The following is a 16,104-nucleotide window of genomic DNA, read 5'->3' as shown; positions in this document are numbered from 1 at the left end:
GCCAGCCGTGTAGAATCGCGAACATTCATCGCCAGTCATCCCCGGCGGGTTTATGAGCTCAAGCTGAAGCGCGCGGCGATCCCGCAAAGTTATCGGCAACTTCCGGACACGCGGCCATTTCTGAGTGTTCCAGACGTCAATAGAAGCTCACTTCCCTTTTGATACCTGATTAGCCGCCCGGAGTGCTTCATGCCTGATTACCGCTCGAAAACATCCACCCACGGCCGCAACATGGCCGGCGCCCGCGCACTGTGGCGCGCCACGGGGATGAAAGATGACGACTTCAAGAAGCCGATCATCGCCATTGCCAACTCCTTCACCCAGTTCGTACCGGGCCACGTCCACCTCAAGGACCTGGGCCAACTGGTCGCCCGCGAGATCGAACGCGCTGGCGGTGTGGCAAAAGAATTCAACACCATCGCCGTGGACGACGGCATCGCCATGGGCCACGACGGCATGCTGTATTCGCTGCCGAGCCGCGAGATCATCGCCGACTCCGTCGAGTACATGGTCAACGCCCACTGCGCCGACGCCATCGTGTGCATCTCCAACTGCGACAAGATCACCCCTGGCATGCTGATGGCGTCCCTGCGCCTGAACATCCCGGTGATCTTCGTCTCCGGCGGCCCGATGGAAGCCGGCAAGACCAAACTCGCCTCCCACGGCCTCGACCTGGTCGACGCCATGGTGATCGCCGCCGACTCCAGCGCTTCTGACGAGAAAGTCGCCGAGTACGAGCGTAGCGCCTGCCCGACCTGCGGTTCGTGCTCCGGCATGTTCACCGCCAACTCGATGAACTGCCTGGTCGAAGCGCTGGGTCTGGCATTGCCGGGCAACGGTTCGACCCTGGCCACCCACAGCGACCGTGAGCAGCTGTTCCTGCAGGCCGGCCGCACCATCGTCGAGCTGTGCAAGCGTTACTACGGCGAGAACGACCAGTCGGTACTGCCGCGCAACATCGCCAACTTCCAGGCGTTCGAAAACGCCATGACCCTGGACATCGCCATGGGCGGTTCCACCAACACCATCCTGCACCTGCTGGCCGCCGCCCAGGAAGCCGAGATCGATTTCGACCTGCGCGACATCGACCGTCTTTCTCGCAACGTGCCGCAACTGTGCAAGGTCGCACCGAACATCCAGAAGTACCACATGGAAGACGTGCACCGTGCCGGCGGGATCTTCAGCATCCTCGGTTCGCTGGCCCGTGGTGGCTTGCTGCACACCCAGCTACCGACCGTGCACAGCCGCAGCATGGAAGAAGCCATCGCCAAGTGGGACATCACCCAGACCAACGACGAAGCCGTGCATCACTTCTTCAAGGCCGGTCCTGCGGGCATCCCGACGCAAACCGCGTTCAGCCAGTCGACCCGTTGGGAAACCCTGGACGACGACCGTGAAAACGGCTGCATCCGCAGTGTCGAGCACGCTTACTCGCAAGAAGGCGGCCTGGCCGTGCTCTACGGCAACATCGCGCTGGATGGCTGCGTGGTGAAAACCGCTGGCGTCGACGAATCGATCCATGTGTTCGAAGGCAACGCGAAGATCTTCGAAAGCCAGGACAGCGCCGTGCGCGGCATCCTCGCGGACGAAGTGAAAGAAGGCGACATCGTCATCATTCGCTACGAAGGCCCGAAAGGCGGCCCGGGCATGCAGGAAATGCTCTACCCGACTTCGTACCTGAAATCCAAAGGCCTGGGCAAAGCCTGCGCCCTGCTCACCGACGGCCGTTTCTCCGGCGGTACTTCCGGTCTGTCCATCGGTCACGCTTCGCCTGAAGCGGCTGCCGGCGGCGCAATCGGCCTGGTGCAGGACGGCGACAAAGTGCTGATCGACATTCCGAACCGCTCGATCAACCTGTTGGTCAGCGACGAAGAACTGGCCGCACGCCGAGTGGAGCAGGACAAGAAAGGCTGGAAACCGGTGGAAGTGCGTCCACGTAAAGTGACCACCGCGCTGAAAGCCTACGCCCTGCTGGCCACCAGCGCCGACAAGGGTGCTGTGCGTAACAAGGCGATGCTTGACGGGCTGTAAGGCTTAATCGTCGGACAAAAAATGCCCCGCCAAGTGCGGGGCATTTTTGTTTCTGCCGGTCACCTTTCACCTGTAGGAGCGAGCCTGCTCGCGATGGACTGGAGAACGCCGCTGGGTGTCAGGTTTCCAACGTTATCGTTAACGACCATCGCGAGCAGGCTCGCTCCTACAAGGGCAGAACTATTCCTGTGGATCGAGATTATCGAGAGCCTGGTTCACCGCCAGCTCGCCCAGCATGATGACCTGCGCAATCCCCAGCATCGTGCTGCGTTGAGAGCCTTCCAGCAGGCCGGCAAAATCGTTGGCCATGACATTGGCCGAGGCGAGTGATTCGCAGGCGTGGGCCAACAGGGTTTCGGTGTCGAGGCCGGGCGCGATCAGGAATGTTCGGCTGGGTTTGCGCGGGGTGGCGTTGATGTGGGCGGAGAGGTTGTTTGATTCGGGAGGATCGGGGGTAATTTTCAGCATTGATAAAACTCCTTACACCATAAGACAAGGAGCCATCACCCTCGCTACCAAACGAAGGTGGCGGCCATGCGCAGGTTGGTAGACCGGGGTGTAAGGAAACCGGCGCGCCCGAAAGCGCCCTGTGCATGACCACCATAAAAAGCAGAGACGCAAGAACGTCTGCAAATCATGATGCTTTGCACCCTACACAGCCGGGCTACCAAACCCGATCACTGATGTTCAGCGACAGGTAGACGGTAGAGTCCAGGAGCAAGGCGCACAAGCCGGCGGATTCTGGCGTAGTCGTAGTCCCTTACGCAAGAATGCGTAGGTTGCGACTGTCAGGAGATGGCGATCAAACAGAGGCTTTCATTGCACCGACTGGCCTCATCGCGAGCAAGCTCGCTCCCACAATGGATCTGCGTTGAACACTGGATTGGGGAACAACACCGATCAAACTGTAGGAGCGAGCTTGCTCGCGATGAACGCAAGGACACCGCGTCAAATCAGACAGCACGCGTCATCGTTAACGACCATCGCGAGCAGGCTCGCTCCTACAATTACTGGATTTCTTCAGGCTTGACGATCACCCAGTTCTTGTCGGCAGTCACCGTCATCCCTTCCTTGGCCTGGGCCGCGGCATTCTTGGCCATCATGCCGTTAATCTGGGTCATGTACTTGTCCTTGCGGTTGACCCACAGGTGGATGCCACCCTTGGCCACGTCAACACTGTGGAACAACATGTAACCATCACTGGTCGGGGTATCGCCGCCGACCAGCACCGGTTTTTTCCACTCGTCGATGTAGGTCAGGATTGCCGCGTGCTTGCCGGCCATCCAGGTCGCCGGGGTCCACAGGTACGGGGTCAGTTCAAGGCCGAGGTTGGCCTTCTCGTCATATTTGCCTGCAGTAATCTGCTTGCGCGCGGTGGTCAGTTCGCCCGTCTTCGGGTCCTTGAGCAGCAACGACACGCCAATCACGTTCTGCGGCTTTACGTTGTAGCCATACTTCGGATCGGCCGCGACCATGCGCACCAGTTCTTCGGAGGCGGCGGTCATCACGTAGACCTCGATGCCGTTCTCCATCAGTTTGTTGTACAGCTCTTGCTGGCCCGTGAAGATTTTCGGCGGGTTGACGTCGAGCTTCTTGACCACATCGCCTTCGTAATAAGTGGCCGGCACCGGTTTGCCCGACGCCATCATCTCGTCGACGTAGCCCTTGAGCTCCTTGAGCGTAAAGCCGGAGAACACCTGGGCGACCCATGGATAGCAAACCATGTCGTCGAGTTCACAGAGGCGGTAGTAGTAGCTGAACAGGCTTTCCTTGTGGTCGGCGGTGTCCTTGAACGGCATCAGTTTCAGGGAGGGATCGAGCTTGTCGCGGGTGATCAGGCCCTTGTTCTCCATGAACGGCAGCAACGACTCTTCCAGGTCATAGCGGTAACTGGTGTTGTCCATGTCAAACACCGCGTAGTTACCTTTGTTGGCGTTGGCCGCGATCATCGCGTCCAGTGCCTTGGCCTGATCGGCTGGCCAGTGTTTCAGATCCGTTGCGAAAACCTGGCCGGCAAGGCCCAGGCAAAGTGCTGCAGCCAGTAATTTCGGTGCGAACTTCATCGGCGTTTCTCCCTGAATGTGAAAGGTATCGACGCTAACAAATAAGTGTGACAGTCCTCGTCTGTCAGCGACCGCCTGCGTCCCTTTCGCGCCAGTTGCATTTCTGACAGCGACACTCGCTTATTCCAAAAACGACGGACACCATACGTTTTTGATATTAATTCATTAGTTTTCAAGCTGTTAGGCTTGCCGGTTCGCAGTTGCCCCGGAAGGCAGCTGGCAAAAGTCTAATGGGAGTTCCAATGAATCTGCCGCTGATTCTCAATCTGCTGGTGTTCCTCGCCCTGCTCCTGAGCCTGGCGCAAACCCGCCACACCACTTGGAGCCTGGCGAAAAAAGTCCTGCTCGCACTGGTGCTGGGCGTGGCATTCGGTGTGGCCTTGCACACTGTTTACGGTGCCGGTAATCCGGTGCTGAAAGCCTCGATCGGCTGGTTCGATCTGGTGGGCAACGGCTATGTGCAATTGCTGCAAATGATCGTGATCCCGCTGGTGTTCGCCTCGATCCTCAGCGCCGTGGCCCGCCTGCACAACGCCTCATCGCTGGGCAAGATCAGCTTCCTGACCATCGGCACGCTGCTGTTCACCACGGCCATCGCGGCGTTGATCGGCATCGGCCTGACCAACCTGTTCGGCTTGACCGCCGAAGGCCTGGTGGCCGGCACCCAGGAAATGGCGCGCCTGCAAACCATCCAGACCGATTACGCCGGCAAGGTCGCCGACCTGAATGTGCCGCAGCTGTTGCTGTCGTTCATTCCGCAAAACCCGTTCGCCGACCTGGCGCGAGCCAAGCCGACGTCGATCATCAGTGTGGTGATTTTCGCTGCGTTCCTGGGTGTCGCGGCGCTACAACTGCTCAAGGATGATGCCGAGAAAGGTCAGAAAGTGATCAACGCCATCGAAACCCTGCAAGCCTGGGTAATGCGCCTGGTGCGCCTGGTGATGAAGCTGACCCCGTACGGCGTGCTGGCGCTGATGACCAAAGTGGTCGCCGGTTCCAACCTGCAAGACATCATCAAGCTCGGCAGTTTTGTCGTGGTGTCTTACATCGGCCTTGGCCTGATGTTTGTGGTGCATGGCGTGCTGGTGTCGGCCGCCGGGATCAATCCGCTGCGCTTCTTCCGCAAGATCTGGCCGGTGCTGACGTTTGCCTTCACCAGCCGCTCCAGCGCTGCGACGATTCCGTTGAGCATCGAAGCGCAGACCAGTCGTTTGGGCATCCCGCAGTCCATCGCCAGTTTCGCCGCTTCGTTGGGCGCGACCATCGGCCAGAACGGTTGTGCCGGCCTGTACCCGGCGATGTTGGCGGTGATGGTGGCGCCGACTGTGGGCATCAACCCGCTGGACCCGCTGTGGATCGCGACACTGGTGGCGATTGTGACCCTGAGCTCGGCCGGTGTGGCCGGAGTGGGTGGCGGTGCGACGTTTGCGGCGCTGATCGTGCTGCCGGCGATGGGCTTGCCGGTGTCACTGGTGGCGTTGCTGATTTCGGTCGAGCCACTGATTGATATGGGGCGTACGGCATTGAACGTCAGTGGTTCGATGACGGCGGGGGCGATTACCAGTCAGGTAATGCAGCAGACTGATAAAGAATTGCTGGATGCGGATGAGCATTCGGCGTTGGCTCAGGCTTAAGTTCTTTAGCGACTGAGCGGGCCTCTTCGCGAGCAAGCCCGCTCCCACATTGGATCTGTGAGCGACACAAATCCCCTGTGGGAGCGGGCTTGCTCGCGAAGCTTCTAGGCTTTTTCCCAGACTTCGAAGCTGTACGCCGGTTTGTCACCTTCGGCCGGGTTCGGCACATTCGAAACCAGCTTCCACTGGCCCAAATCAAACTCCGGAAACCACGCATCCCCTTCCGGGCTCAGCGCCACGCGGGTCAGGTATAACCGATCAGCCTGCGCCAGCCCTTGCGCATACAACTGCGCGCCACCAATCAGCATCAACTCATCAACGCCCTGTTCCTTCGCCCATGCTTCGGCGCGGACAATGGCGGCTTCCAGCGACGGATAAACCTCCGCGCCTTCGAGCTGCAGATCCGTCTGACGGCTGACCACGATGTTCAAGCGGCCCGGCAACGGACGACCGAGTGAGTCCCAGGTCTTGCGCCCCATGATGATCGGCTTGCCCAAGGTGGTGGCCTTGAAATATTTGAAGTCCCCCGGCAAGTGCCAGGGCATGCTGTTGTCGACGCCGATCACACGGTTTTCACCGAGGGCTGCGATCAGGCTGAGGGGGAGTGATTTAGTCATGCCGGCGAGGATACCAGAGCCTCGCTTTCGCCGATAAGCGCCACAGCGGTTATGCTCACAGATCAATTAAGCGACGGGATGCCGCGTGACTGAACTCAATACCCTCTGGCTGACAGAAACCATCCGACTGCGCGAAGAACACGCAGGCCCCCTGGAAGACCTTGAAGCCAACCGGCTGGCCCGCAGCGTCGGCGGTGATTTGCCGTCGCGCATTGAACGCCGGGCCCTGTGGCTGGCTGAACGTGATGGCTTGGTTACGGCCCTCAAACACTGGCTGCAAGGCGCACGACTGGCGCTGATCGTAATGGCGGTGCTGGCGGTGATCAGCGGCGCCGGCCTGGCCTTTGCTGCAATGGGCGATGGCCTGCACCCGGTGAATGTGTTCTGGGCCTTGGGCAGCCTGCTCGGGCTCAACCTGATCCTGTTGCTGAGTTGGACCCTGGGCCTGGCGTTTACCGGAGAACACGGCGCCAGCCTCGGGCGACTGTGGCTGTGGCTAAGTGAAAAGCTCGCCCGGGACGCCAAGGCCGCGCAACTGGCCCCCGCCTTGCTCCTGTTGTTGCAACGGCAGAAGCTCAATCGCTGGGCCATCGGCGTATTGGTCAACGGCCTGTGGTTGCTGGCGATGATCAGCGCCTTGGTCATTCTGCTGACACTGATGGCAACCCGGCGCTACGGCTTCGTCTGGGAAACCACCATCCTCAGTGCCGACACCTTTATTGCCGTAACCCAGGCGCTTGGCGCCCTGCCGGCCCTGCTCGGTTTCAGCGTGCCCACCGAGCAGATGATCCGTGCCAGCGGCGACGCCGCACTGAGTATCGAAAGCGCCCGCCAGGCCTGGGCAGCATGGCTGGTTGGCGTTCTGCTGGTCTATGGGATTTTGCCGCGCCTGCTGCTCGCACTGTTTTGCCTGTGGCGCTGGAAATCCGGGCAAACGACGCTCCGCCTGGATTTGAACCTGCCCGGCTACGCACAGCTTCGCGAACGCTTGATGCCCACCAGCGAGCGTCTCGGCATCAGCGATGCGGCGCCTGAGCAACTGCATCGCGTGGAAAGTGGCGTCAGCGAACAACAAAGTGATGGTGCTCTATTGGTCGCCATCGAGCTGGACGACGACCGCCCGTGGCCACCGCAATTGCCGAAAAACGTGAGCAACGCTGGCATCCTCGACAGCCGCGAATCGCGACACAAACTCCTCGAACAATTGACCCGCTTTCCCCCGGCACGCCTGGCCATTGCGTGCGATCCACGGCGCTCGCCGGATCGCGGCAGCCTGGCCCTGATTGCCGAACTGGCCCGCAGCGCCAGCGCCACCCGAGTGTGGTTGTTGCAGGCGCCCCCCGGTGAAGCACTGGACGCGGAACGCCTCGGCGACTGGCACGTGGCGCTGCAACAGCTTGAGCTGCCGTTTGCCGATTGTGCACCGATGAACTGGCTGGAGACGGGTCATGACTAATCCCCTGAAACTCGCCGTGGTCGGCCACACCAACGTCGGTAAAACCTCACTACTGCGCACCCTGACCCGCGACGTCGGCTTCGGTGAAGTGTCCCATCGTCCCAGCACCACGCGGCATGTCGAGGGCGCACGGTTGTCGGTGGACGGCGAGCCCTTGCTCGATCTCTACGACACCCCGGGCCTGGAAGACGCCATCGCCCTGCTCGATTACCTCGAACGCCTGGAGCGGCCTGGCGAACGCCTCGACGGCCCGGCGCGGCTGGCGCGTTTCCTGGATGGCAGCGAAGCCAGGCAACGCTTCGAACAGGAGGCCAAAGTGCTGCGCCAGTTGCTGGCGTCGGACGCCGGGCTCTACGTGATCGACGCCAGGGAACCGGTGCTGGCCAAGTATCGCGACGAGCTGGAAGTGCTGGCCGGTTGCGGCAAGCCCTTGCTGCCGGTGCTGAATTTCGTCAGCAGCGCCAACCACCGCGAACCGGCCTGGCGTGAAGCGCTGGCGCGGCTGGGCTTGCATGCCTTGGTGCGCTTCGACAGTGTCGCGCCGCCGGAGGATGGCGAGCGTCGACTCTATGAAAGTCTCGCCTTGTTACTGGAAACTGCCCGGCCGCAACTCGAACGCCTGATTGCCGATCAGCAAGCCCAGCGTCTGGCTCGCCAACAAAGCGCAGAGCGATTGATTGCCGAATTATTGATCGATTGCGCGGCCTGCCGACGCAGTGTGGTCAGTGAAGCCGAGCAGGAACAACAGGCGATCAGCGAACTGCGCAAAGCCGTGCGCCAGCGCGAGCAGCGTTGCGTCGAGGCCCTGCTCAAGCTGTACGCCTTCCGACCACAGGATGCCGCCGCCAGTGATTTGCCATTACTCGACGGTCGTTGGGGCGACGATTTGTTCAACCCGGAAACCCTGAAACAACTGGGCGTTCGGGTCGGTGGTGGTATCGCAGCGGGTGCCGCTGCCGGGGCCGGGGTCGATTTGCTGGTGGGCGGCATCACGCTAGGCGCGGCGGCGTTGGCCGGTGCGATTGCCGGCGGCGCGCTGCAAACCGCCCGCAGTTATGGCAGTCGCTTGCTCGGCAAGCTCAAGGGCCAGCGCGAACTGACGGTGGATGACAACGTGCTGCGCCTGTTGGCGTTGCGCCAGCGGCAATTGCTGCAAGCGCTCAATGCCCGTGGGCACGCGGCGATGGACAGCATTCAGGTGGCCACGCCACAGGATAAAACCTGGCGCGAAGGCAAACTGCCCGAAGCGCTGAACAAGGCGCGGGCGCATCCGCAGTGGTCGTCGCTCAATCCTCATTCAAAATTGAATCAGGGGGAGCGGCAGGAGCAGGTTGAGGCCTTGGCGCAGCAGCTTTAGTGGCTTAACTGATGATGCGTGGTGTCAACGCTGGCCTCTTCGCGGGCAAGCCCGCTCCCACAGGGTTTTGTGCTGGAGCATCCGGACACAGATCCAATGTGGGAGCGGGCTTGCTCGCGAAGGCAGCCACTCGGTGCCGAGGCTTTATGCAGCCAACAGCCGCACCGCTTTGCCCTTCAACACCGCCAGATCAATCACCGGCACATGCATCTCCTTCGCCAGCTCATCCCACTGGCGCATGCGCAAGCTCACGGCACACAGCGGGTCCTGCTCGAACGCCTCAGCCTCTTCAGCCGTCATCACCCCGCCCTGATATTCCAGGGTTCGACGACTGGCTTCACTCAAGCGCTCGTAGTATCCCGCCTCCTTGAGCGTCAGGTAACGCTTGGCCTGCACGTGGTATTCGACCAGCCGAGCCATACGCTCGCTGAAGCCGGCACGGCGCAGATAATCCGCGCCCAGACGCTCATGGCTGACAACGCCGAAGCCGCCCATGTTCTCCGCGCTTTCGCCACAGATATGCCCGATGTCATGAAAGAACGCCGCCAGCACCACTTCATCGTCGAAGCCTTCGGCCATGGCCAGTTCCGCCGCCTGGGACATGTGCTCGATCTGCGAAACCGGTTCACCGATGTAATCGCTGTCGCCAAAACGCTCGTACAGACTGAATACTTCGGCGACGACTTGTTCATTGCGCCCCATCAGATTTCCCCCAACACAGCTGCGATGTTTCGTTCAGCCATCGCCGGCCCGACGCTCATGCCGACACCGGTGTGCATCAACGCCACGCTCAGGCCTTTTGCCGGGCGCAGGAACGAAAACGGTCCCGGCCCCCGTGAACCATAGACCCCCTGCCAGCGTTCGACCACTTGCACCTTGCAGCCCAGGGTCTGCTCAGCCAGCTCGATCATCCAGTCGTCGACCTGCTCGGCATTGAAGGGTGACGGATCGCTGCCGTAATGGTGCGAATCACCAATGATCAATTCGCCATAGGGTGTCGGGCTGATCAGCAGGTGGATACCGTTTTCGTGCAGGTGCGGCGCGTACTGCAGGATTTCTGCCTGTACCGCCGCGGCCTCCGGCAAGTCGGCGAAGGCGCCGTAGTGCACGCAGCTCAAACCGGTGAGCAACGCGTGTTGCAGGTTGAGGTGGATTTGTGGTCGGGCGCGAAGCATTTGCAGGCGGCAAATTTGCGGCTCGAGTTCAGCGATCTGTTCGGCCAGTAACGTCTGATAATCGTGGCCGGAGCAGACAATGATCTGCTCGGCACTGAAGCTGCCGGCGGTGCTGTGCAGGCGACCCGGTTCGATATCGCGGACCAGGGTGGAGAAGTGAAACTTGACACCCAGGTCGCGGCGCAGGAAGTCGATCAGCGCCGGAATCGCTTCGCGCGAATACAGTTGCTGGTCGTCCATGCCGTGCAACGCCGCACGATGATGGCGGAACTGGCCGCCATACAAATCGTGCAATGCGGCACCGCGCAACAGGTCGACACGGTAACCGTGCTCCACCGCGCGGCCGTCGCAGAAGGCTTGCAGCAGCTGTTCTTCCGCCTCGGTGCGGGCGAACAGGTACGAGCCATTGCGCTTGAGTTGCAGGCCGGCGAGCTGGGCCCAATCACCCCAGATTCCGCGACTGGCGCGGGCCAGTTCCAGCATCGGCCCCGGCGGCTGGCCGGTGACCAGTGCCTGGCCGAAGTTGCGCACCGAAGCGCCGAAGGGCGTTGCGCTGCGCTCGAAAACCGTGACCTTGAGACCGCGCTTGGCGGCGGCATACGCGTGGGACAAACCCAGGATGCCGGCGCCGACGATCAGCATGTCGTTGTGTTGTGTCATGGAGTCTTGTCCTGAATTTGAAACCGCTTTCGCGAGCAAGCCCGCTCCCACATTGGAATGCGTACTCCTGTGGGAGCGAGCTTGCTCGCGATGAGGCCCTTTCAGCCGATAAAGATCTTACTTGGCCGCCACTTTCTCGGACTTGCCGTCATAGCGCTTGCGCCACTCGGTCAGGATCTCGTCGCGGTTCTTCGAGGCCCAGGCGAAGTCGTTCTTGATCAGGCGCTGTTCGTAGTCGGCCGGCAGTTCGGTCTGTGGCTTGGCGATGCCAGGCTGGGCGAGCACGGCGAAGTTTTCCTTGTAGAGCTCCATCGCCTCAGGGCTGGCCGAGAAGTCAGCCAGTTTCTTCGCCGCCTCTTCGTGGGCAGTGCCCTTGATCACGGCAGTCGCTTCGATCTCCCAACCCAGGCCTTCCTTCGGCAGGATGATGTCCAGCGGTGCGCCCTGGCGTTTCAGTTGAACAGCCGGGTACTCGAAGGAAATACCGATCGGGAATTCACCAGCAGCCGCCAGTTTGCAAGGCTTGGAACCGGAGTGAACGTACTGGCCGATGTTCTGGTGCAGGCCATCCATGTAGGCCCAGCCCTGCTTCTCGCCGAAGGTCTGCAGCCAGGCGCTGACGTCGAGGAAACCGGTGCCGGACGATGCCGGGTTTGGCATGACGATCTTGCCTTTGTACTCAGGCTTGGTCAGGTCCTGCCAGCTCACGGGCTTGGTCAGGCCCTGCTTCTCGGCTTCGACGGTGTTGAAGCAAATGGTCGCGGCCCACACGTCCATGCCGACCCAGGCTGGTGGGTTGGCCGCGTCGCGGTAGTTGGCGCCGATCTTGCCCAGGTCTTTCGGTGCGTAGCTTTGCAGCATGCCTTGCTGATCGAGAATCGCCAGGCTCGAAGCGGCCAGGCCCCACACGGCGTCAGCCTGCGGACGGGCTTTTTCGGCCAGCAGTTTGGCGGTGATGATGCCGGTGGAATCACGCACCCATTTGATTTCGACGTCCGGGTTGGCCTTTTCGAACGCTTGCTTGTAGGTCTTCAGTTGTTCGGCTTCGAGAGCGGTGTACACCGTCAACTCGGTTTTCGCCGCAAAGGCGTTCAGGCTGAAAGCGGTGAGGACAGCAGCGGCCAGGGCCATAGGCTTGAACATGATCTTTTCCTGTTTTTGAGTTGAGGGGGTGTGCAGATTCAATGACCGGGTGTGGTCTGCCGCCAGGCCTGGGAGCGGCGCAGCAAACCGCGCGAGGCCCAGGCCAGCAGCAGGGACACGCCCGCCGAGGTAATCAGGATCAGGGTCGACATCGCTGCCGCACCGCCGACGTTGCCGGCGTCATCCATGTTCAGCACCGCCACTGCCGCGAGGATGGTGTCGGGGCTGTAGAGGAAGATCGCGGCCGAAACGGTGGTCATGGCCGAGACGAACAGGTAGCGCACGATGTCCAGTAGCGCCGGCAGGCAGATCGGCACGGTGACGCGCAGGTAGTGGCGGTACAGCGGCGCCTTGAGCGACAGCGCGGCGGCTTCGAACTCGGCATCGAGTTGACGCAGCGCGGTAGTGGCGGTCATTTGTGCGGTGGTCAAATAGTGAGCAATGGTGCAGACGATCAGCAGTGTCATGCTGCCGTAGAGCACATGCAGCGGGTTGCCGGTGAGGTTGAAGAAGAAGACGTAGCCCAACCCAAGCACCAGGCCCGGCACCGCCATCGGCACGAAACTGAGCATGCGCAGGGTCAGGTTCAGGCCGCGCTGACCCTTGGTTTTTTCCATCAGGTAGGCGCCGGTGAAGATCAGCAGGCTGCCGATCAACGCCGTGCCCAAGGCCATCTTCAGGCTGTTGCCATAGGCCAGCCAGCCACCGCCGGCGGTTTCGTTGAACTGATAATGGTTGAGCGACAGCGACAGGTTGTACGGCCAGAACTTCACCAGGGACGAGAACACCGCCATGCCGAACACCAGCAGCAACGCGGCGCAGATCAGCAGGACGATAGCCAGGTAGCAGCTGTCGCGCAGCTTCGACGGCGCGGGTTTGAACACCTGGGCACGACCGCTCATGGAATCACCGTGACGCCGACGCAACCAGGCATCGACCCCGAAGCTGAACAGCGCCGGTAGCAGCAACACCATGCCGATCAACGCGCCACGACCGAACTGTTGCTGGCCGACCACCGCCTTGTAGGCCTCCAGCGCCAACACTTGATAGTCGCCACCGACAACCACTGGTACGCCGAAATCAGTGATGGTCAGGGTGAACACCAGACAGAATGCGGCGAACACGGCCTGACGGGTCGCCGGCCAGGTGATGCTGCGGAAGGCTTTTGCAGGACTCGCGCCCATGCTGGAGGCGGCATCGAACAGTCGTGCATCGGCCAGGGACAGGGCCGACAGAAGAATCATCAAGGCGTGCGGGAAGGTGTAGATGACTTCACCAAGCACAATGCCCCAGAAGCCGTAGATATTGTCCGAGAGCAGGCCACGCAGCATGCCCTGGTTGCCGAACAGATAAACCAGCGCGATGCCGGGCAACATCGACGGCGCCATCAATGGCAGCAGGGAAATGCCCCGCCAGATGCCTTTGGCGGGAATCAAGGTTCGTTGCAGCGCGTAGGCAAACAGGTAGGCCAGCGGTACGACAATGGCCGCGACACTGAGGGAAACCTTCAGGCTGTTACCGAGCAACCAGTGGAAGTTCTCGCTGGTCACCAGCTCTTTCGCTGCGACCCAGCCACCGCCCTGCCCGGCCTCGGCGCTGAAACCGCGCCAGAAGATCGCCAGCAACGGCATCAATACGGCAACGCCCAACAACACCAGCATGAGGACTTTGCCGCCGACCACGAACAACCGGTCACCGATCTCGGCGCGAGTGGTCTGCCGAACCTGCTTGTGCGGCAGCGGCAGCGCGATGTTCGCACTCATCAGGCAAACACCTGCAGGCTACGCGGCGGCAAGGCGACCATGATCTGCTGGGCACCAAGGCGCGGCATGGCTTCTGGCGCCAACTCCGCCAACAGCGGGTGCCCCGGCAACTGATCGAGCTCGAAGCTCATGCGGCAGCGATTGCCGAGAAAGGTGATTTCACGAACCTTGGCCGGGAACAGGTTTTCCTCGTGGACCAGTGGGTTGACGTTGATCGCTTCCGGACGGCAGAACAAACGGCCCGACGCGGACTTGGCGCTGCCTTCGGCCAGACGCATGTTCATCCCGCCGACCTGGGCGTGGCTGTCGCTGTTGCGCTGGAAGGGTAGCCAGTTACCCTGGCCGACGAACTCCGCCACGAATGGCGTGGCCGGGCGGTTGTAGATTTCCTGCGGCGTGGCGTACTGCTCGACCTTGCCGTTGTTCATCACGGCGATACGGTCGGCCATCAGCATGGCCTCGTCCTGATTATGGGTGACCATCAGGGTAGTGATGCCGAGGTTGCGTTGCAGTTGGCGCAACTCGGTGCACAGATGCTCGCGCACCCGGGCATCGAGGGCCGACATCGGTTCGTCCAGCAGCAATAGCGAAGGTGCCGGGGCCAGGGCGCGAGCCAGTGCAACCCGCTGCTGCTGGCCGCCGGACAACTGGCCGGGATACTTTTTCTCGCTGCCGCCCAGGCCGACCAGTTCCAGCATCTGGCCGACTCGACGGCGCACTTCGTCACGACCGCTGCCGGCAAGGCCGTAGGCAATGTTCGCTTCGACGGTGAGATTGGGAAACAACGCGTAGGACTGGAACAGAATGCCGTAGTCCCGCGCCTGGGGCGCCAGGTGGGAAACGTTGCGATCGCCCAGGTACAACTCGCCGCTGTCCTGCTTCTCCAGACCGGCGATGCAGCGCAGCAAGGTGGTCTTGCCACAGCCCGACGGCCCCAGCAGACACACCAGCTCACCGGCCGCTACGTCGAGGGACACGTTATCCAGCGCGGTGAAGGCGCCAAAACGCTTCTGTACACCGCGCACTTTCATCGGTGCGCCGGGGTTGGTCAGGGCAGTTGCGATCGGGTTGTTCATGGACGGACCTCATCGAGCAGATGGGGGCCATCCTAGAGTTGTAATGAGTCCGTCATGTGGCAGTAAGGCAAAAACTGCCGATAGTGGTATTCGAGGATTTTGGTTTAAGTCTTGTGTTGCCTGAACTGGCCTCATCGCGAGCAAGCTCGCTCCCACAGTGGATTTGAGGTGAAACACAGATTGTGTGAACACCCAAAATCCCTGTGGGAGCGAGCTTGCTCGCGATGAGGCCGGTACAGGCACCACAGAATTCAGGCCGGGGACATTTCCTGCGCCAACCCCAGAAACGCCGCCGGCAGCCGCGCGTTTTTGCGCTCCTTGAGGCAGTACAGGTATTCGGGAATCTGCGGCGCATTCTCGATGGTCAGCACCCGCAGTTGCGGATCATGGGGCACTTCCTGACGGGCAATGATGCTGATACCGATGTTGCGCAGCACTGCTTCGCGGATCGATTCACGACTGCCGATCTCCAGTAGCGGGCCGAAACACACCCCGGCACTGGCCAGCAACTCTTCGGTCAGGCGACGGGTGGTCGAGCCCGGTTCACGCATCAGCAGGGTATGCCCGGCCAAGGCACCGAGCGGTACGTGATCATGAACCGCCAGCGGATGATTGCGATGCACCGCCAGCACCAGCGGATCGCTGCCGAGCACCCGGCGAATCAACCGCGCATCCTCCAGTAACTGCGAAGAGGCGGCGACATCGACACGGTAATCCTCCAATGCTTCGAGCACTTGCTGGGAGTTGCCGATTTCCACTGACACCTCCACCTGCGGCAGGCGCTCGCGGAACGTTTTCACCAGGTCGAGGATGTAATACGGCGCCGTGGCGGCAATACGCAACGTACCCTGGACCTGGCCGCAGTTACGCAGGAAAAACTCGATGTCGGCTTCTTGCTGCATCAGCACCTTGACCATCGGCAGCAGCCGCGCGCCCTCCTCACTGACGCTGAGACGCCGGCCGCCGCGATAGAACAGCTCGACCGAGTACTGACTTTCGAGGTTGCGGATCTGCGTCGTCACCGTCGGCTGGCTCAGGCCGAGCTTTTTGGCAGCCTGGGTAATGCTGCCCAGGCGGGCCACCATGTAAAACGCCTTCAGCTCGGCACTCAGCACAACCGTCCCTCATC

The 16,104-nt window shown here is 61.3% G+C and carries 13 protein-coding genes; 4 read left to right on the top strand and 9 right to left on the bottom strand.

Features of this window, described 5'->3' with window-relative positions; all coding sequences use genetic code 11:
- Nucleotides 1-189 precede the first annotated feature (189 nt).
- Nucleotides 190-2,031, top strand: a complete 1,842-nt coding sequence (gene ilvD, locus KGA98_RS02385; RefSeq protein WP_057712890.1) for a dihydroxy-acid dehydratase — start codon at nucleotides 190-192, stop codon at nucleotides 2,029-2,031.
- A 180-nt stretch (nucleotides 2,032-2,211) separates the two neighbouring features.
- Here ilvD and KGA98_RS02380 read toward each other — a convergent pair whose 3' ends face one another.
- The gene (locus KGA98_RS02380; RefSeq protein WP_057712889.1) at nucleotides 2,212-2,499 is read right to left on the bottom strand and encodes a DUF6124 family protein; all 288 of its coding nucleotides are present in this window, start codon (nucleotides 2,497-2,499) and stop codon (nucleotides 2,212-2,214) included.
- A gap of 539 nt (nucleotides 2,500-3,038) precedes the next feature.
- Nucleotides 3,039-4,094, bottom strand: coding sequence for a phosphorylcholine phosphatase (locus tag KGA98_RS02375; protein WP_090451974.1), 1,056 nt, complete (start codon nucleotides 4,092-4,094; stop codon nucleotides 3,039-3,041).
- Nucleotides 4,095-4,336: 242 nt separating this feature from the next.
- On the opposite strand from KGA98_RS02375, the gene KGA98_RS02370 reads away from it, so the two are divergent.
- A complete protein-coding gene (locus tag KGA98_RS02370; RefSeq protein WP_223500780.1) occupies nucleotides 4,337-5,728 on the top strand; it encodes an L-cystine transporter in 1,392 nt (463 codons plus the stop codon).
- A 104-nt stretch (nucleotides 5,729-5,832) separates the two neighbouring features.
- Here the strand turns inward: KGA98_RS02370 and KGA98_RS02365 are convergent, their stop codons facing one another.
- A complete protein-coding gene (locus KGA98_RS02365; protein ID WP_223500778.1) occupies nucleotides 5,833-6,345 on the bottom strand; it encodes a dihydrofolate reductase in 513 nt (170 codons plus the stop codon).
- An 85-nt stretch (nucleotides 6,346-6,430) separates the two neighbouring features.
- Between KGA98_RS02365 and KGA98_RS02360 the strand changes: the two genes are divergently transcribed.
- Nucleotides 6,431-7,801 (top strand): DUF2868 domain-containing protein, encoded by a 1,371-nt coding sequence (locus KGA98_RS02360; protein WP_223500776.1) that lies wholly within the window; start codon nucleotides 6,431-6,433, stop codon nucleotides 7,799-7,801.
- Nucleotides 7,794-9,158 carry a GTPase/DUF3482 domain-containing protein gene (locus tag KGA98_RS02355; RefSeq protein ID WP_223500774.1) on the top strand — a complete coding sequence of 455 codons (1,365 nt, stop codon included), beginning with the start codon at nucleotides 7,794-7,796 and terminating at the stop codon, nucleotides 9,156-9,158. The genes KGA98_RS02360 and KGA98_RS02355 overlap by 8 nt, the downstream gene beginning before the upstream one ends.
- Before the next feature lie 144 nt (nucleotides 9,159-9,302).
- On the opposite strand, the gene KGA98_RS02350 is transcribed toward KGA98_RS02355, so the two are convergent.
- The 6 genes from KGA98_RS02350 to KGA98_RS02325 all read right to left on the bottom strand — a co-directional run bounded on the left by KGA98_RS02350 (nucleotide 9,303) and on the right by KGA98_RS02325 (nucleotide 16,090).
- Nucleotides 9,303-9,860, bottom strand: coding sequence for a phosphonate degradation HD-domain oxygenase (locus KGA98_RS02350; RefSeq protein ID WP_223500771.1), 558 nt, complete (start codon nucleotides 9,858-9,860; stop codon nucleotides 9,303-9,305).
- Nucleotides 9,860-10,993, bottom strand: a complete 1,134-nt coding sequence (locus tag KGA98_RS02345) for a TIGR03364 family FAD-dependent oxidoreductase (protein ID WP_223500769.1) — start codon at nucleotides 10,991-10,993, stop codon at nucleotides 9,860-9,862. The genes KGA98_RS02350 and KGA98_RS02345 overlap by 1 nt, the downstream gene beginning before the upstream one ends.
- 117 nt (nucleotides 10,994-11,110) lie before the next feature.
- Nucleotides 11,111-12,136 carry a putative 2-aminoethylphosphonate ABC transporter substrate-binding protein gene (locus KGA98_RS02340; protein ID WP_057712880.1) on the bottom strand — a complete coding sequence of 342 codons (1,026 nt, stop codon included), beginning with the start codon at nucleotides 12,134-12,136 and terminating at the stop codon, nucleotides 11,111-11,113.
- A 38-nt stretch (nucleotides 12,137-12,174) separates the two neighbouring features.
- Nucleotides 12,175-13,899: a putative 2-aminoethylphosphonate ABC transporter permease subunit gene (locus KGA98_RS02335; RefSeq protein WP_223500760.1), complete on the bottom strand. Its 1,725-nt coding sequence runs from the start codon at nucleotides 13,897-13,899 to the stop codon at nucleotides 12,175-12,177.
- Entirely contained in the window at nucleotides 13,899-14,975 is a 1,077-nt protein-coding gene (locus KGA98_RS02330) for a putative 2-aminoethylphosphonate ABC transporter ATP-binding protein (protein WP_218494679.1), read from the bottom strand. The genes KGA98_RS02335 and KGA98_RS02330 overlap by 1 nt, the downstream gene beginning before the upstream one ends.
- A gap of 251 nt (nucleotides 14,976-15,226) precedes the next feature.
- The gene (locus KGA98_RS02325) at nucleotides 15,227-16,090 is read right to left on the bottom strand and encodes a LysR family transcriptional regulator (protein ID WP_150815359.1); all 864 of its coding nucleotides are present in this window, start codon (nucleotides 16,088-16,090) and stop codon (nucleotides 15,227-15,229) included.
- Nucleotides 16,091-16,104: the final 14 nt, after the last annotated feature.

It is taken from the genome of Pseudomonas sp. BF-R-24 (genome assembly GCF_019947335.1).
Taxonomy (GTDB): domain Bacteria; phylum Pseudomonadota; class Gammaproteobacteria; order Pseudomonadales; family Pseudomonadaceae; genus Aquipseudomonas; species Aquipseudomonas jessenii.
This window is presented reverse-complemented; position numbering and strand designations above follow the sequence as displayed.

Bases quoted from the DNA above. Each gene is read 5' to 3' on its own strand.
- KGA98_RS02365 (WP_223500778.1), bottom strand. From the start codon at position 6,345: ATGACTAAATCACTCCCCCTCAGCCTGATCGCAGCCCTCGGTGAAAAC.
- ilvD (WP_057712890.1), top strand. From the start codon at position 190: ATGCCTGATTACCGCTCGAAAACATCCACCCACGGCCGCAACATGGCC.
- KGA98_RS02330 (WP_218494679.1), bottom strand. From the start codon at position 14,975: ATGAACAACCCGATCGCAACTGCCCTGACCAACCCCGGCGCACCGATG.
- KGA98_RS02335 (WP_223500760.1), bottom strand. From the start codon at position 13,899: ATGAGTGCGAACATCGCGCTGCCGCTGCCGCACAAGCAGGTTCGGCAG.
- KGA98_RS02375 (WP_090451974.1), bottom strand. From the start codon at position 4,094: ATGAAGTTCGCACCGAAATTACTGGCTGCAGCACTTTGCCTGGGCCTT.
- KGA98_RS02350 (WP_223500771.1), bottom strand. From the start codon at position 9,860: ATGGGGCGCAATGAACAAGTCGTCGCCGAAGTATTCAGTCTGTACGAG.
- KGA98_RS02370 (WP_223500780.1), top strand. From the start codon at position 4,337: ATGAATCTGCCGCTGATTCTCAATCTGCTGGTGTTCCTCGCCCTGCTC.
- KGA98_RS02345 (WP_223500769.1), bottom strand. From the start codon at position 10,993: ATGACACAACACAACGACATGCTGATCGTCGGCGCCGGCATCCTGGGT.
- KGA98_RS02340 (WP_057712880.1), bottom strand. From the start codon at position 12,136: ATGTTCAAGCCTATGGCCCTGGCCGCTGCTGTCCTCACCGCTTTCAGC.
- KGA98_RS02355 (WP_223500774.1), top strand. From the start codon at position 7,794: ATGACTAATCCCCTGAAACTCGCCGTGGTCGGCCACACCAACGTCGGT.
- KGA98_RS02380 (WP_057712889.1), bottom strand. From the start codon at position 2,499: ATGCTGAAAATTACCCCCGATCCTCCCGAATCAAACAACCTCTCCGCC.